This window comes from Nocardia stercoris, from assembly GCF_003696265.1.
Lineage (GTDB): Bacteria > Actinomycetota > Actinomycetes > Mycobacteriales > Mycobacteriaceae > Nocardia > Nocardia stercoris.
The window spans coordinates 17,270-41,555 of sequence record NZ_RFFH01000007.1; the positions used below are offsets into that span (position 1 = coordinate 17,270).

Annotated in this window: 23 protein-coding genes; 1 reads left to right on the forward strand and 22 read right to left on the reverse strand. The window is 70.4% G+C overall.

Going from position 1 to position 24,286, the window contains the following annotated elements; genetic code table 11:
* Nucleotides 1-5: 5 nt before the first annotated feature.
* From EBN03_RS17435 to EBN03_RS17540, 22 genes are all read right to left on the reverse strand, one after another.
* A complete protein-coding gene (locus tag EBN03_RS17435; protein WP_122189124.1) occupies nt 6-851 on the reverse strand; it encodes an SDR family oxidoreductase in 846 nt (281 codons plus the stop codon).
* Between the two features lie 14 nt (nt 852-865).
* Nucleotides 866-1,747 carry an ACP S-malonyltransferase gene (gene fabD, locus EBN03_RS17440; RefSeq protein WP_199742852.1) on the reverse strand — a complete coding sequence of 294 codons (882 nt, stop codon included), beginning with the start codon at nt 1,745-1,747 and terminating at the stop codon, nt 866-868.
* Nucleotides 1,744-2,415, reverse strand: a complete 672-nt coding sequence (locus tag EBN03_RS34575; protein ID WP_199742853.1) for an antibiotic biosynthesis monooxygenase — start codon at nt 2,413-2,415, stop codon at nt 1,744-1,746. The genes fabD and EBN03_RS34575 overlap by 4 nt, the downstream gene beginning before the upstream one ends.
* On the reverse strand, nt 2,412-3,083 hold the full coding sequence (locus EBN03_RS17445) for an antibiotic biosynthesis monooxygenase (RefSeq protein WP_199742854.1): 672 nt from the start codon (nt 3,081-3,083) through the stop codon (nt 2,412-2,414). The genes EBN03_RS34575 and EBN03_RS17445 overlap by 4 nt, the downstream gene beginning before the upstream one ends.
* 15 nt (nt 3,084-3,098) lie before the next feature.
* On the reverse strand, nt 3,099-3,719 hold the full coding sequence (locus EBN03_RS17450) for an NADPH-dependent FMN reductase (protein WP_233608444.1): 621 nt from the start codon (nt 3,717-3,719) through the stop codon (nt 3,099-3,101).
* Complete coding sequence (locus EBN03_RS17455; protein WP_199742855.1) at nt 3,716-4,945, reverse strand: MFS transporter; 1,230 nt, start codon at nt 4,943-4,945, stop codon at nt 3,716-3,718. Before EBN03_RS17455 ends, EBN03_RS17450 begins: the two co-directional genes overlap by 4 nt.
* Nucleotides 4,938-5,936 carry an LLM class flavin-dependent oxidoreductase gene (locus EBN03_RS17460; RefSeq protein WP_122189417.1) on the reverse strand — a complete coding sequence of 333 codons (999 nt, stop codon included), beginning with the start codon at nt 5,934-5,936 and terminating at the stop codon, nt 4,938-4,940. Before EBN03_RS17460 ends, EBN03_RS17455 begins: the two co-directional genes overlap by 8 nt.
* Nucleotides 5,937-5,950: 14 nt before the next feature.
* The gene (locus EBN03_RS17465) at nt 5,951-6,163 is read right to left on the reverse strand and encodes an acyl-CoA carboxylase subunit epsilon (protein ID WP_122189126.1); all 213 of its coding nucleotides are present in this window, start codon (nt 6,161-6,163) and stop codon (nt 5,951-5,953) included.
* A complete protein-coding gene (locus EBN03_RS17470) occupies nt 6,160-7,731 on the reverse strand; it encodes an acyl-CoA carboxylase subunit beta (RefSeq protein ID WP_122189127.1) in 1,572 nt (523 codons plus the stop codon). Before EBN03_RS17470 ends, EBN03_RS17465 begins: the two co-directional genes overlap by 4 nt.
* A 29-nt stretch (nt 7,732-7,760) precedes the next feature.
* Complete coding sequence (locus EBN03_RS35105; protein WP_122189129.1) at nt 7,761-9,725, reverse strand: SDR family oxidoreductase; 1,965 nt, start codon at nt 9,723-9,725, stop codon at nt 7,761-7,763.
* 3 nt (nt 9,726-9,728) lie between these two features.
* A complete protein-coding gene (locus EBN03_RS17485; RefSeq protein ID WP_122189130.1) occupies nt 9,729-10,673 on the reverse strand; it encodes an aromatase/cyclase in 945 nt (314 codons plus the stop codon).
* 49 nt (nt 10,674-10,722) lie between these two features.
* On the reverse strand, nt 10,723-11,505 hold the full coding sequence (fabG, locus tag EBN03_RS17490) for a 3-oxoacyl-ACP reductase FabG (RefSeq protein WP_122189131.1): 783 nt from the start codon (nt 11,503-11,505) through the stop codon (nt 10,723-10,725).
* A gap of 32 nt (nt 11,506-11,537) precedes the next feature.
* On the reverse strand, nt 11,538-11,801 hold the full coding sequence (locus tag EBN03_RS17495) for an acyl carrier protein (RefSeq protein ID WP_122189132.1): 264 nt from the start codon (nt 11,799-11,801) through the stop codon (nt 11,538-11,540).
* Nucleotides 11,802-11,821: 20 nt separating this feature from the next.
* On the reverse strand, nt 11,822-13,030 hold the full coding sequence (locus tag EBN03_RS17500) for a ketosynthase chain-length factor (RefSeq protein ID WP_122189133.1): 1,209 nt from the start codon (nt 13,028-13,030) through the stop codon (nt 11,822-11,824).
* Nucleotides 13,027-14,307, reverse strand: coding sequence for a beta-ketoacyl-[acyl-carrier-protein] synthase family protein (locus EBN03_RS17505; protein ID WP_199742856.1), 1,281 nt, complete (start codon nt 14,305-14,307; stop codon nt 13,027-13,029). Before EBN03_RS17505 ends, EBN03_RS17500 begins: the two co-directional genes overlap by 4 nt.
* Complete coding sequence (locus tag EBN03_RS17510) at nt 14,304-14,630, reverse strand: TcmI family type II polyketide cyclase (RefSeq protein ID WP_122189135.1); 327 nt, start codon at nt 14,628-14,630, stop codon at nt 14,304-14,306. The genes EBN03_RS17505 and EBN03_RS17510 overlap by 4 nt, the downstream gene beginning before the upstream one ends.
* A gap of 17 nt (nt 14,631-14,647) precedes the next feature.
* A complete protein-coding gene (locus EBN03_RS17515) occupies nt 14,648-16,108 on the reverse strand; it encodes an FAD-dependent monooxygenase (protein WP_122189418.1) in 1,461 nt (486 codons plus the stop codon).
* A gap of 20 nt (nt 16,109-16,128) precedes the next feature.
* Nucleotides 16,129-17,880 carry an acetyl/propionyl/methylcrotonyl-CoA carboxylase subunit alpha gene (locus tag EBN03_RS17520; RefSeq protein WP_122189136.1) on the reverse strand — a complete coding sequence of 584 codons (1,752 nt, stop codon included), beginning with the start codon at nt 17,878-17,880 and terminating at the stop codon, nt 16,129-16,131.
* 27 nt (nt 17,881-17,907) lie between these two features.
* Nucleotides 17,908-19,086 carry an acyl-CoA dehydrogenase family protein gene (locus EBN03_RS17525; RefSeq protein WP_122189137.1) on the reverse strand — a complete coding sequence of 393 codons (1,179 nt, stop codon included), beginning with the start codon at nt 19,084-19,086 and terminating at the stop codon, nt 17,908-17,910.
* A gap of 442 nt (nt 19,087-19,528) precedes the next feature.
* Complete coding sequence (locus tag EBN03_RS17530; RefSeq protein ID WP_158675659.1) at nt 19,529-20,563, reverse strand: helix-turn-helix transcriptional regulator; 1,035 nt, start codon at nt 20,561-20,563, stop codon at nt 19,529-19,531.
* Nucleotides 20,564-21,189: 626 nt separating this feature from the next.
* On the reverse strand, nt 21,190-22,002 hold the full coding sequence (locus EBN03_RS17535; protein WP_122189139.1) for an SDR family NAD(P)-dependent oxidoreductase: 813 nt from the start codon (nt 22,000-22,002) through the stop codon (nt 21,190-21,192).
* A complete protein-coding gene (locus EBN03_RS17540; RefSeq protein ID WP_122189140.1) occupies nt 22,002-23,450 on the reverse strand; it encodes a DHA2 family efflux MFS transporter permease subunit in 1,449 nt (482 codons plus the stop codon). The genes EBN03_RS17535 and EBN03_RS17540 overlap by 1 nt, the downstream gene beginning before the upstream one ends.
* 137 nt (nt 23,451-23,587) lie before the next feature.
* On the opposite strand from EBN03_RS17540, the gene EBN03_RS17545 reads away from it, so the two are divergent.
* Nucleotides 23,588-24,241: a TetR/AcrR family transcriptional regulator gene (locus tag EBN03_RS17545; protein ID WP_122189141.1), complete on the forward strand. Its 654-nt coding sequence runs from the start codon at nt 23,588-23,590 to the stop codon at nt 24,239-24,241.
* The last annotated feature ends 45 nt before the right edge of the window (nt 24,242-24,286 follow it).

The window sequence follows — 24,286 nt, forward strand, 5'->3', positions numbered from 1 at the left end:
GCCGTTCACGGCGCGAATGCGGGCGCGGACGAACGGGCCCATTCCGCGAATGTCCGTGGCGCACGACCCAGGACCCGCTCCACATCCGGACTCGGTCGCAGTTCTTCGGCCGTGGGATTTCCGAGCAGTTCCAGCACGCCCCGGGCCACCGGCTCGGGCATGGTCTCGGCCATTCCGAACAAGGCTTGCTCATAGGACAATTCGACGAAATCCACCGGTTGCCCGATCGCCGCGCCGATCGCCGCCGCCTGCCGCCGGGGAGAGACCAGTTCCGGGCCGAGCAACAGGTAGGTCTGTCCCAGATGCTCCGAATCGACCAAAGCCCGCGCGGCGACCTCCGCGATATCGGCCGGGTGAATCGTCCGCAGGCCGGTATCCGCGAACGGCGCCGCGACCGTGCGGGTCGCGCGGACCTGGGGTGCCCACGCCAGCGCGTTGGAGTGGAAACCACCAGGCCGCAGGATCGTCCAGTCCAGGTCCGCGTCCCGGACCGCGGCCTCGAAGTCGCGCAACCGCTGATGCGAGATCAGCTCCGGACGGGTGGCGGCCGCCTGGGACGACAGCAGCACGACCCGGCGCACCCCGGCGGTCTTGGCGACGTCGAGCACCTCCTGCGGGTCGACGCCGCCGAAATGCTGGGCGCCCGCGATCATCAGGAACAGCGCGTCGGCGCCGTCGAGAATCTCGCGCAGGGCCGAGCTGTCGGAGAGTTCCGCGGTGCGGTGCGGCACTGCGGGCGGTTCGGCCGGGGTGATCCCCCGGGACACGGCGACCACCTGCTCCCCCGTGGCGACGAGGGCGGGGACCAGGACGCGGCCGACATTGCCGGTGGCTCCGGTGACAACGATCATGATGGTGCTCCTTTTCAGGGTGCGGACACCGCCGCCGAGGCGACATCCGGTGCGATGCGACGGGAGAATCCGGTCAGGACCTGGCCGGGGCCGAGTTCGAGCAGTTCGTCGTAACCGTCCGCGACGGCCCGGCGGACGGTGTCCACCCAGCGCACCGGCGCCAGCAACTGCCCGCGCAGCAGGTCGCGGATCTCGGCGGGGTCGGTGACGTAGTCGGCGGTCACCGCGCTGAGCACGGGAATCGCGGGCGGCCGGAACTCGTAGCGGTCCAGCTCGGCACCGAAGTCGGCGGCGATGTCGGCCATGAGCCGGCTGTGGAACGGTCCGCCGACCTTCAAGCGGACGGTCTTGACCGCGCCGGCGGCCTTGGCGAGCTGTTCCAGCTCACCGACGGCGACCTCGTGCCCGGACACCACGACCTGGGTGGGCTGGTTGTGGTTGGCCACCTCCACGCTGCCGGAATCAACTGTGGCGCAGAGCTTTTCGATGCTCTCCACGTCGAGGCCGAGCACGGCGCTCATCGCGCCGGCGCTGCGCGCGGAAGCCTCGGCCATCAGTTCGCCGCGGCGGCGCACCAGCCGCAGCACCGATTCCTCGTCGAGCACGCCCGCCGCGGCCAGCGCGGTGAACTCGCCGAGACTGTGCCCGGCGACCGCGTCGGGCCGTTGCGTACGTGCCGCCAGCAGGGCCAGACTGGTCGCCACCACCGCCGGCTGGGTGACCTCGGTGGCCCGCAACTCCTCGGCTGTGCCGTCCACGCAGAGCGTGCTCAGCGGCAGCCCGAGAATCTCGTCGGCCCGCCGGAAGACCGCCGCCGCCGCCGGGTGGTCGACGATCCAGGCGGCCATCCCCGGACGTTGCGAACCCTGCCCGGGGAACAGGCCGAGGGTGTTCATCGCGCGTCCACCGTGGCCGTGGCGTAGTGCCGGAAGCGGTCGCCGGTGGCGGGCTTGCCCTGCTCGAGCGCCCGGTGACCGCCCTGGGCCAGCAGTTCCTCCCAGATCTCCTCGATGTGGGCGGTGTGCAACTCCACCGAAACCCATTCCGACAGTACGAAGATGCTCGTGTCGTCGGCACTGACATGCATGTGGGCGGCGATGCCGCCCGGATAGTCGCGGCGCGTGCCGGCCTTGGCCTCCTCCGCCGCCAGCATGGCGTCGATCTTCCCGCGTCCCGATTCCCCCGGTTCCACGGCGAAGAAGGCGACCGGGAAGCAGTACGCGGGCGGCGGCGGCGAGGGCACACCACCGCCGGGAACCGTGCGATACAGGTGGTAGGCGGTCGGCGCCTCGGCCGCGAAGCCCGCGGGCACGAGGACCCCACCGGCGTCGAGCGCCGGCTCCTGGGCCCACTGCGAATAGACGAGCACCGAGCGGCCGTCGATATTGCCGAAGCAGCTGACCGCCGCCAAGGTGTCCGGCCAGTCCAGCCGGTTCCAGTGCGCCACGACGGCGTCGGCGATACGGTCCTGGTCCTCGACGCCGGTGGCCGGGATCTCGATCGAGAGCGCGGCGGCCACGCCGGGCCGGGCGATCAGTGGGCGGGCGTCGAATGCGACGGTCATGGTCGACTCCTTGGTGCCGAAACCGGTTCGGCGGTGAGGGTGCGGAACAGGTGATAGCGGCGGAACCCGATCGGCCGTACCCCGGGCAGCCCGGTCGAGGTGCGCAGGGTGGCCTGCCGGGTCGAGCCGGCCAGGAATTCGATATGGGCCTCGTCGGAGACCCATTCGGCGTAGTTGAGCACACGGGTGCCGTCGAGGCTGGCGTGGAAATTGGCCGACAGCATGCCGGGTGGCGTGGCACCGGCCTCGAGGGTCGCGATGAGCGAATCGATGATGGCCCGCTGCCGGTCCGGCCCGTCCACGTCGAACATCGCGACGATCATGCAGCCGGGATCGCCGGTCTCGGTGGTCACGAGGCTGCGCTGTACCCGATACTCCACGGCCTCCGACCGGGCGGCGCCGGTCAGGCTGTGGACGAACGCGCGATAGTCCGCGGCCGCGGTCGCTCGGGCATAGGTGAGTACCGTGTCCTCTTCGACGCTCAGATAGCCACTGAACGAACGGAATTCGGGCGGCCACGGCGTCCGCTGCCACTGCTCGGTGACTTCGGCGAGCAGGGCGTGACCGTGGGTCACGTCGGGCACGTGGCGATGGCCGACGAACACCGCGGGGGCGTCGGCCCGGCGGATCCGCGGCATGACCTGCGACGGCGTGACGGTGTGGGGCATGGGAATCTCTCCGTCTCAGCGCTCGTAGGGCCGGTCGAGGCGGGCCGCGCGCAGGGTTCGTCCCCACCAGACCAGGCGGTCCAACATGCCCTTGGCAGCCGCGGCACTCCCCTCCCGATCCCGGGGCAGGTCGCCGTCGAACGCCTCCCACACCTGGTGGAAGCTCAGCGATTCGCGGACCGTCACCCCGTGCAGTTCGGCCACGATGTGGCGCAGGTGCTCGACCGCGCGCAGCCCGCCGCTCATGCCGCCGTAGGACACGAACCCGACCGGTTTGGCGGCCCACTCGGCGTACACCCAGTCCACGGTGTTCTTCAGCGCGGCCGGCAGGGTGTGGTTGTACTCGGGGGTCACGATGACGTAGGCGTCGGCGGCGGCGATCCGCGCGGCGAGGGCTTCGTGAATGCGGGTGGTCTCCGGGTCGGCGAACTGCCCGGGCGCCGGAATCACCAGGGGCAGTGGGTAATCGAGCAGATCGATCACGTCCACGTGGAAGCCGCCGTGGGTCCGGGCCTCGTCGGCGAACCAGCGCGCGACGGTCGGGCCGACCCGGCCGTCGCGGACGCTGCCCACGATCACGGCGAGTTCGAGCGGTGCGGACTGCTGTTCGGCCGCAAGGGTTTCGGTGCTGGTCACGGTTGCCTCCAGGATTCGGCGTGGCGCGGGACGAGGCTCGGGGCGAGACCTCCGGACGGATCGGATGTGCGACGGGCGACCAGTTCCGCGGCGGCGACTACCACCCCGGCGACACCGACGACGGCGATGACCGTCGCCGCGGCGCGGTGGGATCCGCTCAGCGCGACGGTGATCGGCAGCAGCAGCGCGGCGCCGAGCTGGACACCGGCCTGATAGAACGGGATCGCGGCAGGCCGCCGCTCGACCGCGAGGGTCGCGGTCGCCTGCATGTTCAGCGCCGCGAACGACAGCACGAAGCCGGCTTCCACCAGCAGCAGGACCGGCAGCACATCCCACAGGTAGGACCCGGATCCGGGCCGGGCCAGGAACCACAGTTCGCCGGTCGCCGCCGCGACCGCACCGGCGAAGATCGGCCGGGCCGTACCGGTCCGGGCCACCAGCCGGCCGGCGAACGGCGTCGCGACCGTCAACGGCAGGCTGGCCGGGAGGAGGGCGAGGGCGATCTGCCACGCCGGGTGGCCGTGATCGGCCAGCCGGGCGGTGATCAGCAGCAGCAGACTGACATACGCCCCGTTGAGGGTCGCGGCGCCGAGCGCCGAGCGGACCAGCGTCGGATTCCGCGGCGGCGACCATACCCACGGTGCGCGGGCGGCCGCGGCGGCGGGAAAGACCCGCCCGCCCAGGACCAGCAGCGCGGCCGCGATCGGCGCCGGAAACAGCAGCACCAGATGCCAGTTCAGCGCCGCGAGTCCGCCGGACAGCAACAGCCCGGTGGTGAACCCGGCCGCGCCGAACAGCGCGTAGATCGAGATCGCCCGCCGCTGTTCGGGGCCGGCCGGGTACTCGGCCATGATCACGGCCAGCCCGGCCGGGGCCGTGGCCGCCGCGGCCGCGCCCTTGAGGACCCGGCACGCGACGAGCAGCCCCACGCTGTCGGTACTTCCGCCCACGACCGAGGCGAGGACGAACAGCCCCATCGCGCCCAGATACACCGGCCGCCGCCCGAACCGCGCGACGACGGCCGGACCCGACACCAGCACCAGCGCGAACCCGAGCGCGAACCCGCTCATCAGCCACTGCGCCGTCCCCAGCGACAGCCCGAGGGCGCGCGCGATGCCGGGCAGCGCCGGCAGCACGATGGACACCTCGATGGCGTCGAGAATCATGTTGCCCGACAACACGATCAGCAGCAGCGGGGACGGCCGGGCGGGCCCGTGGTCAGCCACCGCGCACCGCCTCCACGCCGAACCGCTTCTCCAGCAGCGGCGGCAGCTGCTCGCTGACCAGCTCGATGTTGCGGGTCACCAGGTCGTCCGGCATTCCGGCGATATCGGCCCAGAAGATCAAGTGCCGCAACGGCAGTCCGGCCGTGCGCTGGTGGATGCGCTCGGCGGCCTGTTCCGGGGTGAGGATCTCGAGCAGCCCCCAGGAGCCGTCCGGATTCGCTCGCCGCAGATCCGCCGGTTGCAGGGTGGGCGGGGCCGGCGCGTCGGTGCCCTCGACCGACTTGCGGCGGTAGGAGTTCATCTGGTGGGCCAGGTGCGGGGCGACCCTGGCCCAGGCGGCCTCCGGGTCGTCGGCCAGCAGCACGGGCAGCAGGTCGGACACTCGGGCCGTGTCCGGGTCGTGGCCGCCCTCGATCAGGCCGTCGCGGTAGATCGGGAACAGCTCGTGCGAGATGTGCAGCAGCCCGATGCCGAGCCGCCCGGCCAGGCGGGCGCCGCGGGGTCCGTAGAACCCGCCCCACACCGGAACCGGCTGCTGGACCGGTCCGGGGGTGACACCGCCGGTCTCCCACAACCGCCGCACCTCGGCGATCGTCTCCCCGGTCCGGGCGAAGCGGCGGCCGAATTCGGCGTCGAAGAGCCGGTATTCGGGAACGCGGTAGCCGGCGCCGAGCCCCAGTTCCAGCCGGCCGCCGCTGATCAGGTCGACGATCGCGGCCTCCTCGGCGAGTTGCGCCGGTTTCCGCAATGCCGGGAGCACCACAGCGGTGCCGATGCGGACCCGGCGGGTGCGGGCCGCGGCGGCGGCCGCGAAGGTGAGCGGCTGGGGCAGGTAGCCGTCCTCGAACAGGTGGTGTTCGGTGAACCAGACCCCGCCGGCACCGCGCCGGTCGGCCTCCTCGCACAGTTCGAGGGTGCGGGCGTACCGGTCGGCCCAGGGCCGCTGCCAGGGTTCGGGATTGCGCAGGTCGAAGAGCAGTCCGACATCCATGAGTACTCGTTCCTTCATCGGCGGGCGGCGGAGGTGGTCCACGCCCGGGGATCGGTGAACGCGGGGTGGCGTTCGGGACGGCGCCAGCGCGCGGCGGTGCGTGGCGGCGCGGATTCCGCTGCGCCGGAACGGGTTCTGGCATACAGCAGCGCGGTGAGCACACCGAGTTCCTCGAGGTCCGGGTGGCCCTTCTCGACCCGCAGGAACGGCGGCGTCGCGGCGCTCATTGCGGCGGGTTGCCGTGCTTGCGGCGCGGCAGATCGGTGTCCTTGCCCTGCAACATCGCGAAGGCCCGGATGAGGACGGCCCGGGTGTCGCGCGGGTCGACGACGTCGTCGACCAGGCCCCGTTCCGCGGCGTAGTAGGGGTGCACGAGTTCCCGGCGGTATTCGGCGATCTTCGTGTCCCGCACGGCCGCCGGGTCGGCCGCGCCGGCGATCTCGCGGCGGAACACCACGTCCGCGGCCGCCTCGGCACCCATGACGGCGATCTCGTTGGTCGGCCAGGCCAGCGCGAGGTCGGCGCCGATGGACAGCGAGTCCATCACGATGTACGCGCCGCCGTAGGCCTTGCGCAGGATCAGCGAGACACGCGGCACCGTGGCATTGCAGTAGGCATAGAGCAGTTTCGCGCCGCGCCGGATGATGCCGGCGTGTTCCTGGTCCACCCCGGGCAGGAAGCCCGGTACGTCGACGAGGGTGAGCAGCGGGATGTTGAAGGCGTCGCAGAACTGTACGAACCGGGCGCCCTTCTCGCTGGCGTCGATGTCGAGCACCCCGGCCAGCACCAGCGGCTGGCTGGCCACCACACCCACCACCTGCCCGTCGAGCCGGGCCAGCGCGCACACCAGGTTTCCGGCCCACTGCGCGTGGACTTCCAGATACTCACCGTCGTCGACGGTTTCGGTGATGACGTCACGAATGTCGTAGGGGCGGCCGCCGTCCACCGGCACGGTGTCGAGCAGGGCGTCGGTCGGGCGGTCCGCGGCATCCGTGGTGAAGGCGACCGGAGGCAGGTCCCGGTTGTTCGACGGCAGCAGCGACAGCAGCACCCGGACCTCGGCGAGGCAGGTGTCCTCGTCGTCGTAGACGAAATGCGCTACGCCCGAGGCAGTTCCGTGTACGTCGGCCCCGCCCAGTTCGTTGTGCGTCACCTGGGCGCCGGTCACCGCGCGTACCACGTCGGGCCCGGTGATGAACATCTGCGAGATGTCCCGGACGGCGAACACGAAATCGGTGAGCGCCGGCGAGTAGGCCGCGCCGCCCGCGCACGGGCCCAGCATGACGCTGATCTGCGGGATGACCCCCGAGGCCCGGGTATTGCGGCGGAAGATCCCGCCGTAACCGGCGAGCGCGGCGACACCCTCCTGGATCCGCGCGCCCGCACCGTCGTTCAGCGAGATCAACGGCGCACCGGCGGTGAGCGCCATGTCCATGATCTTGTGGATCTTCTGCGCGTGCGCCTCGCCGAGCGCGCCGCCGAAGATACGGAAGTCGGTGGCGTAGACGAAGACGGTCCGCCCGTCTACCGCGCCCCAGCCGGTGATCACGCCGTCGGTGTAGGGGCGGCGCGTCTCCAGGCCGAACCCGGTGGCGCGGTGCCGGCGCAGTGGTTCGACCTCGACGAAAGTGCCCGGGTCGAGCAGCTTCTCGATGCGCTCGCGCGCGGTGTACTTGCCCTTGTCGTGCTGGCGATCGGTGGCCGTGGGATCGGGTCCGAGTCGCGCGTCGCGTTTGCGTTCGCCGAGTTCGGCCACGCGATCGGCGATGGTGTCGGGTTCGTGCAGGAGGGTCATCGCATATCCTTCCGGTGCCTCGGGGCGGGTCAGCCGAGCAGAGTGCCGCCGGTGGCGTCGACGAAACTGCCGGTGATCCAGCGGGCCTCGTCGGTGGCCAGGAAAGCGACGACATCGGCGACGTCGCCCGCCTCGCCGACTCGTTTGAAGGCCGAGAGCTGCGCCATCTGCTCGACGGCCTCGGGGATGTCGAACAGCGCGCTGCCGTTGTTGGTGATGCCGGGCGCGACGCTGTTGACGGTGATGCCGCGCGGCGCCAGGTAGCGGGCGAAGTGCAGGGTCAGTTGTTCGATCGCGCCCTTGGTCATCGCGTAGGCCGCCTGGTCCGGGTTGGCGAACCGGGTGAGGCCGGACGAGATGTTCACGATCCGCCCGCCGATGGGCAGCAGGGGCAGCGCCCGTTGCACGATGAAGAACGGCGCCTTGGCGTTGACGGCGAAGAGCCGGTCGAAGTCCTCGGGGGTGACGTCCTCGGGCGTGACGCCGTCGGGGGTGGTGGTGCCGGCGTTGTTGACCAGGATGTCGAGCCGGGTGTCGCCGGTGCGCTCCTTGAGCCCCTGTTCGAGGCCGAGGAACAACTGGTGGACCCCGCCCGGCGCGCCGAGCTCGGCTTGGACGGAAAAGGCTCGGCCACCGTCGTTCTCGATGGATTCGACGGTCTCTCGGGCGGCGTCGGCGTTGCCGGCGTAGTGCACGGCGACCAGCGCGCCCTGGGCGGCGAGCCGCTGTGCGATGGCGCGGCCGATGCCGCGACTGGACCCGGTGACCAATGCGGTCTTCGAACTGCCCATGATGTCTGACTCCTCTGTACTGGGGGTGCCGCCGGTTCCCGGTCCGGCAGGCGGGTGGTCTTCGGTGCCGAGACCGGCGATCGTGCGCGCGAGATGCGCACGGACGGAATCGAACTCGAGCAGTTCGGCGAACAGCTCGCGGACGGGTTCGACCTCCGGGCCGCCGAGCAGCAGGACGGTCTGCGCGGCGATATCGCTCAGGGTGCGGGCACCGTCGCGGTGGCGGGCGCGGTGGTAGCCGTCGAGTCCGTCTACGTTCCGCAGGATCCGGGCCACGAGGCGTCCGCCGAGGTCGGCGGCGTCGCGCAGCCCGAGGTTCAGGGCCTGGCCGCCGACCGGCATCTGGCGGTGCGCCGCGTCCCCGGCGAGCAGGACCCGCCCGCGCCGGTACTCGGTGACCTGTCGGTTGGTGTTGTCGAACGCGTTGCGCCACAAGGGCGTTCCGTGTCCGATCGCCTCGCCGGTGACCGCCGCCCAGGCAGCGGCGATCTCGGCGAAGGAGGGTTCGGTGCGGTCCCGCGGGGTGGCGCCGTAGACGTGCACCATGACCCGGGTACTGCCGTCGGGCCAGCGTGCGGCGGTGGCCAGCCCGTGCGGCAGCCGCTCGAATCGCCGTGCCGGAACGTCGATTCCGGCGACGTCCGCGCGCAGCATCTCCTTGGTGGCCGAGCGGCCGGCGAATTCGAAACCGGCCAGGTCCCGGACCGTGCTGCGCTCGCCGTCGCAGCCGACCAGATACGCCGCGGTGAACGTGTGCCGGTGCCGGTGCGGGTCGACGGCCGTCACCCGGACGAGATCGCCGGTGTCCACCAGTTCGGTGACCCGCCGCCCACGCAACAGCAGGGCACCGGCCTGCGCCGCCCGCTCGGCCAGCACCGCTTCCAGCCGGGTCTGCGGGCATTTCCATTGCCCCGCGAACGGATCGGCCGGTGCGGCGGCGGTCAGGTCGAGCCGAAGCCCGCCGAAGTGGCCGGGACCGCCGTCCGGTAGCGGCCCGAGCCGGTCCAGCACGCCGCGGTCGGCGAGCAACCGCATCGTGCGAGTGTGCAGGGTGGAGGCCCGCGACTCGGTCATCGGCGCGATCAGCTGTTCCAGCACGGTGACCCGGACGCCACCGGCCGCGAGATCACCGGCCAGCAGCAACCCGGCCGGACCGGCACCGACGACGATGACGTCGGTGCCGGTGGCGTGCGGGCCCGGCACGACTCACCGCCGTTCTTCGGCGTAGGTCTTGGCGTGTGCCAGCGTGGCGCGGCTGTTGTTGCCCAGCGCGTCCCGGACGAACTGCCGCGCCCGCTCCACATCGGCGTCGGGACCCAGGACCTCGGTGATGCGGTCGGCCGCGATGATCACCGTGTGCTGGGACGAGGCCGTGGTGACACCGTCGGCGTCCTCCTGGATCTCCCAGTACCCGGTGTGCAGGTCCATCAGCGCCGGCAGCGTGGTCTGCTTGTAGGCGATCTTGTTGTGCGGGAAGCAGACTCGCACGGATTCGGTGAGGTGGCTGGAGCCGTCGCGGGTCCGGGTCTCCATCCGCAGCACCTGAAGTCCCGGCGTGTCCTCGGTCAGTTCGACCGCGGCCACGTGCGGTAGGCGCTCGGTCCAGCGGTCCGCCTCGTTGATGAAGTCGAAGACGTCCTTCGCCGCGCCGGCGATCCGCACCGAGTCGACGAACGAGATCGTGAGCTCCGCACGCTGCACGGCGGCTTCGACGGCAGCCTTCAGCCCGGGCAGTTCCGCCCGGCTGTTCTCGTCGACCGCCTGCTCGATCCAGGTCAGGCCCTCCGGGTCGTCGTCGATCGCGCGATAGGTGTGCAGCAACCGCAGCTCGGTCGAGTCCGCGCCGCGCGGTTCGATGATCCACGTGCCGCCCATCTCGGCGACGGGCGGCGCGGACACCTCCTGCCGGAACGTGATCCGCAGGCCCTCGGGATCCAGGACACGGCGCGACACCCAGTTCTTTGCCTCGCCGTTGGCGGTGGCCCAGATGCGGATGCGTTCCTCGTTGCCGATCTGTTCCACCCGATCGACGTAGACCGAGGGCGGGAACAGCCGCGGCCAGTTCTCGACCTCGGCGAGCAGGCGGTACACCTCCGCCGCCGGTGCCGCCACGGTGACGCTGTGTTCGACCTCGCGAGTCGGCGTACTCATATCCACTCCTTGCCGTATGCGATGAGGTGACGGAATGCGGTGCGGGACATCAGAAGTTGCCCAGCCCGCCACAGACGTTGAGCGCCTGCGCGGTGATGGAGGCGGCCAGATCCGAGGCCAGGTAGCCGACCAAGCCGGCCACTTCCTCGGGCGTCGAGTAGCGGCCGAGCGGGATCTTCGCCTGGAACTTCTCCAGGATCGCGTCCTCGCTGGTCTGCCAGGCTTCGGCGTACCCGGCCCGGACCCGTTGCGCCATCGGCGTTTCCACATAGCCGGGGCAGACGGCGTTGACGGTGATCCCGGTCGGGGCCAGCTCGTTGCCGAGGGCCTTGGTGAAGCCGACGACCCCGTGTTTGGACGCCGAGTACGGTGCGCCGAGTACGACGCCCTGCTTGCCGGCGGTGGAGGCGATATTGATGATCCGGCCGCGGTCCTTGGCGTTCATGCCGCCGGTGGTGAGCACTTCGCGGGTCACCAGGAAGACGCTGTGCAGATTGGTGGCGATGACGTCGTACCAGAGGTCGTCGGCGATGTCGGCGGTCACGCCGCCGCCGCTGCGGCCGGCGTTGTTGACCAGCACGTCGATCGGCCCGAACCGCTCCACGACGGTGCGCACCAGCGCCGAGATGTCCTCCCCCGAGCGGACGTCGGCGGTGGCGCCGTCGACGTCGTGGCCTTCGGCGCGCAGGGTATCGACGGTGGCGGTGACGGCGTCCTTGTCACGGGCGCAGAGGAATACGCGGTGTTCCTGCTCGGCGAGGCGGCGCGCGGCGGCCAGGCCGATTCCACTGGTCGAGCCGGTGACCAGGGCCACCCGGTTGGCTGTGGGCATGACAGTTCTCCTTTTCGGTCCGTGGCCGGGGTTCAGGGCGCTTGCGCGTCGGCGAGCAGGGCGGTGTTGACGAGATCGACCAGTTGCTGTGGGGTCGTCGCGGCCACTACGGCGTCGTCGTCGAGGGTGACGCCGAATTCGCGTTTGATCCGGCTGGTGGTCTCCAGCAGCGCGAGCGATTCGTAACCGAGGGTCTCGAATTCGATCTCGGCGAAGTCGCCGTCCAGACCGGCGCTGTCGCCGGATCCCTCGCGCAGGATTCGCCGGAGGTCCTCGAGGGTGAATTGTGTTGCCATGTCGGTCCTTTCGTCGAGTGCTACCGGCCGCGCACGACCAGCGCGGAATTGAATCCGCCGGAGCCGCGGGCCAGGATCAGTGCCGTGCGCACCGGCGCCGGGCGCGCGGCGGTGACCAGGTCGAGCTCGTATTCCGCGGCGAGCGCCGAGCCGATCGTGGGCGGGATGACCTCGTCACGGATCGACAGGAAAGCGGCTGCCACATCGAGCGGCGCGGCGCCCGAATACAGCCGTCCCGTCATGGTTTTGGGCGCGGTGACCGGTACCCCCCGGGGCCCGAACACCCTGGTGATCGCGGTGGCCTCGATCCGGTCGAGTTCGGGATCGCCGGCGGCGTCGGCGAACACCACGTCGACCTCGGCGGCCGTGATACCCGCATCAAGCAGCGCGACCTCGATGGCGCGCCGCAGTCCCGGCTCGCACCCACTGCCCGGCCGCGCGTCGACGGTGGCGGCGTGCCCGACAATCGACCCGTAGATATGTTCCGCGCCACGGGATTCCGCGTGCTCGGCATCCTCGAGCACCAGCAGTGCCCCGCCCTCACCGGGCACGTGCCCGGCCGCGGCGGCGTCGAAGGGCAGGTAGGCGCGCTGTGGATCGTCCGAGGTGCTGAGGCCGCCGCCGGCCAGCTGCGCCACCCAGCCCCACGGACACAGCGAGGCGTCCACCGCGCCGGAGATCACCACCGCGGTCCCCTTGCGGATCTGCCGGCGCGCCTGGGCGACCGCGTCCAGCCCGCCGGCCTCGTCGCTGACGACCACGCTGCTGGGCCCGCGCAGGCCGTTGCGGATCGAGATCTGACCGCTGTTGACCGCGTAGAACCAGGCGAACGACTGGTAGGCGCTGACGAACTCACCGCCCTTGCTCCACAAGGCCTTCAGCTCGTTCTGCCCGAACTCGAACCCACCCGAATGGCTGGCGGTGATCACGCCCGCGGCGTAGTCCGGTAACGCCGCGGGATCGATCCCGGCGTCCGCGAAGGCCCAGTCCGCGCACACCAGGGCGAGCCGAGTCATCCGGTCGGTCTGCGGCAGCAGCCGGCTGGGCAGGTAGTCCTCGGCGACGAACCCGTCGATCTCACCGGCGAGCCGGGACGGGTACGAGGTGGGGTCGAACCGCGTGATCCGGCGGATGCCGGTGCGGCCCGCCAGCGTGGCCGTCCAGTACTCCTCCAGGCCCAGCCCGGTGGGCGCGGCGACGCCCAGGCCGGTGACGACGGTGGCGTTCATCGCCGCCTCCGGAACGGGTCGGCCAGCACCACCGCGCTCTGGAAGCCACCGAACCCGCTGCCCACCGACAGCACGACATCGATCGGGTGATCGCGCGCGTCGATCGGGACGTAGTCCAGATCGCATTCGGGGTCGGGGTTGTGCAGGTTCGCGGTCGGCGGCACCACGTTGTTGGTCAGTGCCAGGGCCGACGCGGCGATCTCGATGGAACCGATGGCGCCGAGCGAATGCCCGACCATCGACTTGATGGAACTCACCGGTGTCCGGTAGGCGTGGTCGCCGAGACTGCGCTTGAAGGCGGCGGTCTCGTGGCGGTCGTTCTGTTTGGTGCCCGAGCCGTGCGCGTTGATGTAGTCGATCTCGTGGCCGTCGATCCGGGCCTCGGCCAGCGCCACCCGGATCGCCTCGGCCATCTCCTTGCCGTCGGGCCGCAGCCCGGTCATGTGGAAGGCATTGGATCGCGTTGCGTGCCCGGCCAATTCGGCGTAGATGGTGGCGCCGCGCCGGAGTGCGCTTTCCAGCTCCTCCAGCACGAAGACCGCGGAACCCTCGCCGAGCACGAACCCGTTGCGGCTGGCGTCGAACGGCCGTGACGCGTGCTCGGGATCGTCGTTGCGTGGTGTGGTGGCCTTGATGGCGTCGAAGCAGGCCACGGTGATCGGGCTGATCGGGGCGTCGCTCGCGCCGGCGATCATCACGTCCGCGCCGCCCTCGCGCAGGATCTCGGCGGCGTAGCCCACCGCGTCCAGACCGGAGGTGCAGCCGGTGGAGACGACGGTGCCCGGGCCCTGCGCGCCCACCGCCCACGCCACCTCGGTGGCGAACGAACCCGGGGTGAAGTAGTTGTACAGATGCGGTACGGCGTAGGTGTGATCGACCAGTTCGAGTCGGCCACCGTCGCTGACCGTGCGGTACTCCTGATCCAGGCCCATGGTCGCGCCGACCGCACTGCCGATCGTCACCCCCATCCGGTACGGATCGATGCCGTCGAACTCCAGCCCGCTGTCGGCCATCGCCTCGCGGGCGCTGACCACAGCCAGCTGCGCCGCCCGGTCCATGCGCCGGATCTCCTGTGGCCGCAGGCCGTGCAATTCGGGGTCGAAGTCGATCTCGGCGGCGACCTGCGACCGGAACGGTGCGGGATCGAAGAACGAGATCCGGCGGGTCGCGGTGCGGCCGTTGGAGATCAGGTCCCAGAAGTTCTTGGTGCCTACACCGCCCGGGGCGGTGACTCCGATGCCGGTGATCACTACCCGGCGCTGCTGCTCGATGGTCACAGCGAACTCCATTCGTAGAACCGGTGCGCCATGGCGTCCGCGGGTGAGCGCCAGGTCTGCGGGTCGTAGGCCTCGATGAACGGCTTCAGGTCGTCGCTGATCCGGACGAAGCGGGGGTCGGTCTTGGCGCTCTCGATGCGGTCGCCGCCGTCGTCGGCGTCGAAGTCCTGCAGGTGGAAGTAGAGGCCGTGGTACCGGAAGAGCTGCCGGCGGCGGGTGCCCATCCGGTGCGGCATCTCGCTGTTGTCGAATTCCCGGAACAGGCCGGCGACGTCGGTGGCGGAGCCCGGCTGCATCCGGGCCACGATCAGTGTGCTGAACATGGTTACCTCTCTCGTTGTCATCGGGCGGGCCCGAACCAGCGGTCCAGGGCCATCGGGAGATCGTGGAAACTGCCCGGCGCGGCCCACGCGATGTGGCCGTCGGGCCGCACCAGCACCGCGGCGGTGCGATACAGGGCGTCGTCAGGTGAAAGGTGTTGCGGCACTGCGGTGATCACGTCGATGCGATCGGTCCACGGGTGCGCGCGGGCGCGCAGGGCCGCGTTGTCGGCGAGGTCCAGCAGCACGCCGCGCCCGGTGCGCAGCAGTTCCGCGCTGGTGACCTCGCGGCCGTCGCGGCGCAACGCGAGCGGGGGCAACCGGGCACCCAGCAGCGGGAAGGTGCCGCCACCGACGTCGTAGCGGATGTCGAGACCGCTGACGCGGCCCGCCAGCAGGCGTTCGACCTCCGCGTACTCGACCAGCTCGCCCAGCAGTTCGCGCAGCGGCGCGACCTCCGCCCCGCCGAGCACGAACAGGCTCTGCGCCCGTGTGTTGGCGAGCAGACGGCGGCCCACCGCGTGCCGTTCGGCGTGGTAGGTGTCCAGCAGGCTCGGTGGCGCCGTCCCGCGCAGCACCGCGCCCAGCTTCCAGCCCAGGTTCACCGAGTCCTGGATGCTGGTGTTCATGCCCTGCCCGCCGGCCGGCAGATGGACGTGCGCGGCATCACCGGCCAGCAGCACCCGGCCGCGCCGATACTCGGTCACCAGCCGCGCGGCATCGCCGAAGGCGCTGACCCACACCGGATCCGCGTGCGAGATGTCGACGCCGGTCAGCCGTTTCCACACGTCCGCCACCTCGGCGAAGGCGGGCGGCTCGGTGCGCCGCCGCGGTGGCACGCCCCGTTCACCGACGATGACGCGGGTGACACCGTCGGGCAGGCGAGCGCACATCACCATGCCGCCGTCGACCTGCTCGCCGATCATCCGCGGCTGCAGGTCCACCCCGCGCAGATCCGCGAGATAGAGCTCGGTCGTGGCGGAGGTCCCGGGGAAGTCGAAGCCGGCCGCCTTGCGGACGAGGCTGCGGCCACCGTCACAACCGACCAGGTAGGCGGCGGTGAGTTCGGTCGAGTCCCCCAGCCGCACAGTGACCCGGTCGCCGAGATCCTCGACGCCGGTCACCTCCTGCCCGCGCCGGATGTCGGCACCGAGGCCGCGTGCCCAGGATTCGAGCACGGTCTCGGTGACCGACTGTGGCACGGTGCGCGCGGAGCGCACGGTGGTTCCGAGCGAGGTCAGATCGAGCGGGATGCCGCCGAAGTGGCCCGCGGTGGCGGTGTCGAGGTCGCCGAACCGCGACAGCAGGCCGCGCTGGTCGAAGACCTCGACGGTGCGGGCGGTCAGGCCGATCCCGCGGGACTCGCCGGTGCGGCTGTCGAGCCGTTCCAGGACCGTGACGTCGATTCCGGCCAGGCGCAGTTCTCCGGCGAGCATGAGGCCGGCCGGCCCCGCGCCCACGACGATCACCGATGCGTTCATGGCATTCTCCTGAATTGTGTTCATGCGACACTGATTTCGGGATCCTCGACGCGGCACACCGTGACGCCCGAGCGGAGCGTGGTGCCGACGTCGGCCGTGAGGTCGCGGACTACCCCGGCTCGGTGGGCGGTCAGCGGCTGCTCCATCTTCATCGCCTCGAGCACCAGGATCAGATCCCCCGCTTCGACCCGTTGTCCCTCGGCCACAGCGACTTTCACGACCGTGCCCTGCATGGGCGCGACCAGCGCCGCCGCGGTGGCCGGCCGTTCGCGGCGCTGCGGTCCGGCGCGCCGGACCGACCGGGGCGAGCGGGCGGCCGGTTGCCCGAGGGTGGGCAGGGACACCTCGAGCCGGCGGCCGCTGATCTCGACCACCACGGTCTCGCGGTCGGCCGGTTCCCCGGCTACCGCGGTGGACGGGTGGGCGGGGATCCGGTTGTCGAATTCCGTTTCGATCCACCGGGTGTGCACGCGAAACGGATCACCGGCGAACGCCGGGTCCGTGACCACCGCGCGATGGAACGGGAGGGTGGTCGGCACTCCCTCGACCTCGAACTCCGCCAGCGCCCGGGCCGCACGACGCAGCGCCTGTTCGCGGGTGGCGCCGGTGACGATCAGCTTGCCCAGCAGGGAGTCCCAGGCCGATCCGAGCACGGTGCCGGTCCGCACGCCGCTGTCCAGGCGCACTCCCGGCCCGGCGGGCGGGTCGAACGCGGTCAACGTCCCTGGGGCGGGCAGGAATTCGAGCCCGGGATCCTCCGCGTTGATGCGGAATTCGATCGAGTGACCGCGCGGCTCGGGGTCGCCGTAGCCGAGCGGTTCACCGCGCGCGATGCGGAACATCTCGCGGACCAGGTCGATCCCGGTCACCTCCTCCGACACCGGGTGCTCGACCTGCAGCCGGGTGTTGACCTCCAGGAAGGAGATGACACCGTCGGCGCCGACGAGGAATTCGCAGGTTCCCGCGCCCACGTATCCGGCCTGCGCGAGGATCGCCTTGGACGCCCGGTACAGTTCCGCGCGCTGGTCCGGGTTCAGGAACGGCGCGGGCGCCTCCTCGACCAGCTTCTGGTGCCGGCGCTGCAGCGAGCAGTCCCGGGTGGATACCACCACGACGTTGCCGAAAGTGTCTGCCAGGCATTGGGTTTCCACGTGCCGGGGCCGGTCGAGGTAGCGCTCGACGAAGCATTCGCCGCGCCCGAACGCCGCGACCGCCTCCCGGACCGCCGAATCGAACAGCTCGGTGATCTCGGCGCGCTCGCGAGCCACTTTCAACCCGCGGCCGCCACCACCGAAGGCGGCTTTGATCGCGATCGGCAGGCCGTACCGGTCGGCGAACTCGGCCGCCTCCGCCGCACCCGAGACGGGTTCGGCGGTGCCGGGCACCAGCGGCGCGCCGACCGCCCGGGCGATGCGCCGGGCGGCGACCTTGTCGCCCAGGTCGCGGATGGCCGCCGGCGGCGGCCCGATCCACACCAGTCCCGCATCGAGCACTGTCTGCGCGAATTCGGCGTTCTCGGAGAGGAATCCGTAGCCCGGGTGCACCGCGTCCGCGCCGGCGAGCGCCGCGATCCGCAGCAGCTTCGCGCTGTCGAGATACGTCGAGGCCGGGGTGTCACCGTGGAGTGCGTAGGCCTCGTCGGCGAGCCGCACGTGCGGGGCGTCCCGGTCCGGGTCGGCGTAGACCGCGACCGAGGTCAGCCCCTCGTCCCGGCAGGCCCGCACGATCCGCACCGCGATCTCGCCGCGATTGGCCACCAATACTGTACGCATGACTTGTTTCCCTTGCCGCGCAGTCGATCACAAGTAGGTCGTATTGGGCTCGAGCCCGCACAGCGTGCGGCCGTAGAGCTCGATGTTGACGGCGGGGGTGATCATGCCGTGCAGCGAGGCGGCGTGGATGTCGCGTTGCAGCCGGGCGATCGGCACGTCGCGGTAGATGGAGGAACCGCCGCTGGCCTGGGCCAGGATCTCCACCGCCTGTTTGGCCTGCTTGGCGATCCAGCCGATCTGCACCCGGGAGGAGACCCGTTCGTCCTGGGTCCACGGTTCGCCGGAGGCGACCTTGGCGTCGACCCGGTCCGCGAAGCGCCGGGCCCGGGCCTCGGCGTCCTCGATCAGCAGCGCCGCCTCACCGACCTGGAGATGGGTGACCGGGGCATCCTGCTGGCTGGTGTAGTCGGTGTAGGTGATCGGCCGTCCGGGCAGTCGCTCCAGGAACCCGCTCAGTGCCTGGCGGGCCGCGCCGACCAGCTGGCCGGTCTGGATTACCGTCGCGGACACCAGCATCGGCACCGTATAGATCGGCTTCGGGCCGTTGACCGCCGACAGCGAGATGTTCTGATAGAAGTCGGCGCCGCTGATCACCCGGTGGTCGGGGACGAAGACGTCCGTGGCGACGGTGGTGACGCTGCCCGAGCCTTCCAGGCCGGTGGTGAACCAGTCGTCGACGATCTCGAGCTCGGTGACCGGCACGACGGCGAAGATCGGGATCTGCTGCGACTCCGGATCGTCCGGCACGGCCGCGGTGATCTTCCAGTGTGCGTGCAGCACACCACTGTTGAACTTCCACCGCCCGTTCAGCCGGTACCCGCCGTCGACGCGGGTCGCGGCGCCGGTGGCCGCGGTCGTGCCCGTGACCCGCACGTTCGGCGTGGCGAATACCTCGTCCAGGGCGGCGTCCGGCCAGAACGCGGTCATCCAGGTCAGCGACGCGTAGATCGACAGGCAGAAGGCCACCGAGGTGTTGCCGCGCGCGATCTCGGCGAGGACGTCGAGGTGGGTACGGAAGTCGGATTCGTAGCCGCCGTATTGGTTCGGCACCTGCAACCGCAGCAGCCCGGACTCCTCGATCGCGGTGATCACGTCTTCCGGTAGCCGGCGGTGCTCGTCGATCCACTGGGCTCGCGAGCGCAGCAGCGGCGCCAGTTTCGCGGCGCGTTCCACGAGTTCGGCCCGGGACGGGGTAGGTGATGACATGAACGATTCCTCTCGCGACAGACGTGTCCCGCGAATGTGTTGTCGGGGAGTGGCTCCGAAGCCGGGCGACGGTGCGCGGCGGGCCGTTGTGATGTCGGCTGCCCGGCGAGTCGATCGCCCGGCGAAAACGACTCTGGCACCGATCGGAGTGGTCGTTCAAGATCGTGGGCGTAATACTACGGTCGGCCCGTAGCATTGCGACCGGAAAGTCCTGGGGCGCCCGTAGGATTCGGGTCCGCGACCACAGTTCAACTGTGGGAAGAGTTTCCCGCCGGGCGTGTGGTAGAAATCGGAACAGTACTGGAACACGGGTCGATCCACGAGACGCGTCGCGGAATCGAGACTTTACTGCCGCATGTTCGGGATCCGGTGTGCGGGTGCCGTATACGGAAAAGAGATCGGCTCGGTCCGCAGTGCGGACCGAGCCGATAGGCAGGATTCGTTACGCGCATTCCGCGGGTGAGATCGCATCACGCAACTCGCTGCGCCCCGATATCCCGAGCTTTCTATACACGTTCGAGAGATGGAATTCCACGGTTCGGATCGTCAGGAACATCGTCTCGGCGATGTCCTTGTTGGCGAGCCCCTCGAGCGCCAGCCGGGTGATCTTCTGCTCCTGTCTGGTCAGCTTCGGTGACTTCCGCCGTTCGGAGACCAGTGGCAGCAGGGCGTTCGCCTGTTCCAGCCAGGCCCGGTTGCCGCTGGCGACCGCGTACTCGATCGCGGTCACCAGCACGGTCCGGGCGCGGATCGGTTCGGCGTTCTCGACGTGCAGGCGCGCCAGGTCGCAGAGGGCCGGCACCAGTTCGTACCGGGCGTCGGCCAGCTGCAGCAGCTCCACCGCGCGCTCCAGCACGTGTGTGGAGTGGCTGTCGCGCCGGGCCAGGCCGAGGGCACGCAGGGCCGCGCCCACCGCGCCGGGCGCACCCCAGCGGCGGGCGATGGCCAGTTCGTCCTCGGCGAGGGCGAGGGCCAGTTCGGTGCGGCCGATGGTGACCGCGGCCAGCGCCGCCCGCGAGCGCCACGCGACGATCGCCGAGTTCGCCACCCGCAGGTCGGCCAGGATGCGGCCGGCGGTCAGGTATTCGGCGAGGCTCTGCTCGTACCGGCCGTCGGCCCATTGCACCGCACCCCGGGCAGCGTGGATGTGCGCCTGGTCGGGCAGCTCGTCGATGGGGCCGAACCGGTCGCCGAGCAGCAGCTGGTTGGCTTGCTGGGTCTCCCCCGCACCGGCCAGCGCCTCGAGCAGCCAGGCGACCGCGACGCCCCGCAGTCCGGCGGGCAGTCCGCCGTCGAGCAGATCCTGCAGTTCGGCGGCGGCGTCGAGGCAGTGGCCGCGCAGGGCGCGCGCCCGGGCCCGGACCAGCCCCGCGATCTGCACCGACCGCCGGGGCAGTGCACGGCCGCCGGTCCGCAGGATCCGTTCGCAGTGCAGTGTCACCTCGGCGAACTTGTCGCTGTAGAGCAATACCGACAACGAGAGCCACAGGCATTCCGGATCGGGTACTCGCGTACCCGAGGCCAGCGCGGACTCGGCCTGCTGAATAACGGCCGGCCGATTGACAGCACAGTAGATGAATAGCAGGCTCTGAATTCCCCCGCACGTGGCGGGGGAATCCCGGGAGTGGAATCTGGTCGCGGTATCCGGGTCGATGCCCGGAACGTAGGGCACGAGGTCGGGCAGTGCGTGGTCGCGGCGGGCACACCAGGAATTATCGTTCGGCGCACAATGATTCGAACATACCGGCGGCGCGGCCCCGTGGCGCTCGGATAACCGTTTCGTGTTGATCACACGATCGGACACAGGCCTCACCTCGAACCGCGATCTGTCATCCCCTGGGCACGCAGCATTCGAGCTCACGCAAACCCGTGCCACACTTGTGATTTCAAGTCTGCAACCGTCGAGGCAGCACCCGCAAGTCGAATACGGTGATGTGCGACACACGATTTCCCGGGTGAATGACGAAATTCTTTATCGACACCTCGATTCGAACCCTTGCCGTAAGCCGTGTTTTCGGAATCGAATTGCTCACGGCGCGGCATGTCCTACCCTGTACCGCCGGCCCCGGTGCGCGGCCCGCGGCCCGCGCACCGGGCGCCCGGTCAGAGCCCGGCCAGCAGGTTCCGGGTGAACTGGTCGAGCCGTCGTGCGGCCGCCGGGTCGAACGGCTTGCCCTCCACCGGGATTCGCCGGCCCTCGACGAAGGCCGACAGGGGTTCGGCCGGTGGGGCGTCGATGAGGTCGATGATCGGCTCCGCTGCGGCCGCGATCGGCTTCCCATGCCGGCGCAGGTTCTTCACCATGAGCAGTGTGCTGGGGTCGTAGTCCCCGGCCTGACTGGTCGCGGTGATCCCCGGATGGACGAGAACGTAGCGCGTCCGGCCCTGCGGATACCGCTCCGCGAACGACACACCCAGCAGATCGTTCAACTTGCCGCCCTGCCCGAGCGCACCGCCACCGCTGTAGTGGTAGGTGAACTCGAGGTCGTCCCAGTTCACCGCCGACAGACCGGCGCCCGGCCCGGCGACGTTCACGAGCACCGGCCGTTCCGCTCGCTCCAGTGCCGCCCGCAGGTCGTGGGTGAACAGGTAGCGGCTGAGGTAGAAGTGGGCGAGCGTGCTCTCGATGCCCTCGGGCGTCTGCGCGCGGTAGGAGCGATAGAACCGAGCGCACAGGACCAGCGCGTCGATCACCGGATAGTCGGCGAGCAGCCCGGCGATGACGGCGCGGTTGCTCGCGAGGAGATCGAGGTCGGCCTGCACGAAGACACCGTTCCCGCCGGCCGATTCGACGAAGGCGTTGCCCTTCTCGGCGCTGCGGCCGATCACCACCACCCGGTCGCCACGCTTGACGTAGCTGTCGGCGAGGTAGCGGCCGATGCCGTCGGTGCCGCCCGTGATCACGATCGTCTTCATCAGGCCTCCTGGGATACCGGGGCCGGTGCCCCGTCGATGGGTGCCGCGGACGCGGCGGGCGCGGCCACAGCCTTGCCGGGCAGGAACACGGTGGCCGCGAGACCGATCGCCAGGATCGCCACGATGCAGTAGTAGGCGTGGTGGAAACCGGCCAGCGGGGTGGCGGCGGTCTGAATGAGCAAGGCTGCCACCGCGACTCCGAACGAGCCGCCGAGCTGGTTCAGCATGTACAGCACCGAGCTGCCCTGGGGAACCTGTTCCGGGGGCAGGGTGCGATACAGCGAGCCCTGGGTCGGAGCGCCGGTCGCGCCCATGCCGACACCGATGAAGAAGCCGGCCACGATGATCCAGAGCCGGCTGGTATCGGCGCCGAGCAGGCTGAATCCGACGGCGCTCGCGACGGTGACGACGCTGCCGGCGAAGGCCAGTTCGCGCGAGCCGACCCGATCGGAGAAGCGGCCCGTGATGGGCATCGCGATCGCGGCCCCGACACCGAGCGGCGCCAGCAGCAGACCCGACTCCAGGACGTCGTAGCCGCGGACCTGTTCCAGGTAGAGCGGGATGGCGAAGATGCTCGCGAAGGTGGCCACACCGACGAAGGCACCGACCACGACGCTCGCGCTGAAGCTGCGGCGGGTGAACAGGCGCAGGTCGATCAGCGGCGGTGTGGTGCGGCGGCGCAGCGCGTGCCGGCCGTAGCCCGCGAGCAGGGCGGCTCCCGCGAGCAGCGGCACGACGACCTGCCAGGTGGCGAAGGTGCCGTGTTCGGCGGCCTGGGTCATGGCCAGGACGCCCGCCGCGAATCCGGGGCCGAGCAGTGCGACGCCGAAGGCGTCCAACCGGAATCCGCCCGGCTGCGGTGCCGCCAGGTCGGTGGGCAGGACGCGCAGCGAGAGTACGAAGGCCACGATCACGACCGGCACGCTGACCAGGAACATCCAGCGCCAATCCCATTGGCGCAGAATGATTCCGCCGAGGATCGGGCCGAGGATCGGGCCACTGGAGCCGACGATCCCCATGACGCCCATCACGCGGCCCGCGCGGCTCGGACCGGCGGCGAAGGCCAGCAGCATCAGCATGAGCGGGTCCACGATCCCGGCGCCGATACCCTGCAGTGCCCGGAATCCGATGAGTGTCCCGATGTTCGGCGACAGACCCGCGCCGAGCGAGCCCACGAGGAACAGGCCGAGCCCGAACAGCCACAGCCGCCGTCCGCCGACCCGCTGGACGGCCCACGCGGTCACCGGGATCGTGACGGTCAGGGCCAGCAGATAGCCGGTGGACGCCCAGCCGACCGCGCTGAGCGAGGCGTGCAGCGTGCGCGAGAGGGTGTCGGTCGCGATGGCGACCATCGACCCACTGAGGATCCCCATCAGCCCGCCGAGCAGGAGGACGGCGATCAGGCGCCGCAGGGCCGGATCCAGTCGATCGTCGAATGTTGTTGTCATGTCCGTGTTCTCCCGCTTCCCGGAACGCAAATTGAACTCACTGGTTCAATGTAACGTCCTAGTCGGTATAGGACAACGGGTGCGGAAAATTGAACCCATTGGTTCAAAACAGGGACCGGTCGGGCTAGACTGTCGGGGTGAGTGGACGTGCGGCGCCGCGAGGGCGAATCGACAAGCGGCAGGCAATCCTCGACGCGGCGTTCACCGTCTTCGCGCGGCGCGGCTACGCCCAGACCTGCATGCAGGAGATCGCGGAAGTGGCCGGCGCGGCCAAGCCGACCGTATACAACCACTTCGCCGACAAGGAGGCGCTGTTCCTGGCCGCGATGGCCGCCGTCAGTGACGCGGTGACGACCCGAAACCTGGCGATCGTCAACGAGATCCGGCTCCCCGTAGCCGATCTCGACGCCGTCCTGCACCGCACCGCCTACCGGCTCGCCCAGTCCTGCTGCGAGGAACGGTCGCGCGCGCTACGCCGGCTCGTGTGCTCGGAGGTCAACCACTTCCCCGACCTGCTCGAGACGGTGTACGGACACACCGCCGAGCAACTCACGGCCGCACTGGCCGGGAAACTCGCGCAGCTCTCGCTGTCCGGCCAGCTGCGACCGTGCGATCCCGCGGCCGCCGCGGAACAGTTCCTCGCGCTGCTGACCGCACCGATGGACAACCGCTCCCGCCTCGGCACCAGGAAAGTGCCCACCGCCGAGATCCGAGCGGTAGCGAGCGGCGCCGTGGACACCTTCCTGCGCGCCTACGCGACGGAGGCGCCCGACCACACCGCCGCCGCGTAGGTGGTTCCGAAGGTCGGGCGGACGGACCGGATCAGGGCCTCCGGC

Coding starts and splice junctions, on each gene's coding strand:
- EBN03_RS17435 (WP_122189124.1), bottom strand. CDS start 851: ATGATCGTTGTCACCGGAGCCACCGGCAATGTCGGCCGCGTCCTGGTC.
- fabD (WP_199742852.1), bottom strand. CDS start 1,747: ATGAACACCCTCGGCCTGTTCCCCGGGCAGGGTTCGCAACGTCCGGGG.
- EBN03_RS34575 (WP_199742853.1), bottom strand. CDS start 2,415: ATGACCGTCGCATTCGACGCCCGCCCACTGATCGCCCGGCCCGGCGTG.
- EBN03_RS17445 (WP_199742854.1), bottom strand. CDS start 3,083: ATGCCCCACACCGTCACGCCGTCGCAGGTCATGCCGCGGATCCGCCGG.
- EBN03_RS17460 (WP_122189417.1), bottom strand. CDS start 5,936: ATGGATGTCGGACTGCTCTTCGACCTGCGCAATCCCGAACCCTGGCAG.
- EBN03_RS17465 (WP_122189126.1), bottom strand. CDS start 6,163: ATGAGCGCCGCGACGCCGCCGTTCCTGCGGGTCGAGAAGGGCCACCCG.
- EBN03_RS17470 (WP_122189127.1), bottom strand. CDS start 7,731: ATGACCCTCCTGCACGAACCCGACACCATCGCCGATCGCGTGGCCGAA.
- EBN03_RS17485 (WP_122189130.1), bottom strand. CDS start 10,673: ATGAGTACGCCGACTCGCGAGGTCGAACACAGCGTCACCGTGGCGGCA.
- fabG (WP_122189131.1), bottom strand. CDS start 11,505: ATGCCCACAGCCAACCGGGTGGCCCTGGTCACCGGCTCGACCAGTGGA.
- EBN03_RS17495 (WP_122189132.1), bottom strand. CDS start 11,801: ATGGCAACACAATTCACCCTCGAGGACCTCCGGCGAATCCTGCGCGAG.
- EBN03_RS17500 (WP_122189133.1), bottom strand. CDS start 13,030: ATGAACGCCACCGTCGTCACCGGCCTGGGCGTCGCCGCGCCCACCGGG.
- EBN03_RS17510 (WP_122189135.1), bottom strand. CDS start 14,630: ATGTTCAGCACACTGATCGTGGCCCGGATGCAGCCGGGCTCCGCCACC.
- EBN03_RS17515 (WP_122189418.1), bottom strand. CDS start 16,108: ATGAACGCATCGGTGATCGTCGTGGGCGCGGGGCCGGCCGGCCTCATG.
- EBN03_RS17520 (WP_122189136.1), bottom strand. CDS start 17,880: ATGCGTACAGTATTGGTGGCCAATCGCGGCGAGATCGCGGTGCGGATC.
- EBN03_RS17525 (WP_122189137.1), bottom strand. CDS start 19,086: ATGTCATCACCTACCCCGTCCCGGGCCGAACTCGTGGAACGCGCCGCG.
- EBN03_RS17535 (WP_122189139.1), bottom strand. CDS start 22,002: ATGAAGACGATCGTGATCACGGGCGGCACCGACGGCATCGGCCGCTAC.
- EBN03_RS17540 (WP_122189140.1), bottom strand. CDS start 23,450: ATGACAACAACATTCGACGATCGACTGGATCCGGCCCTGCGGCGCCTG.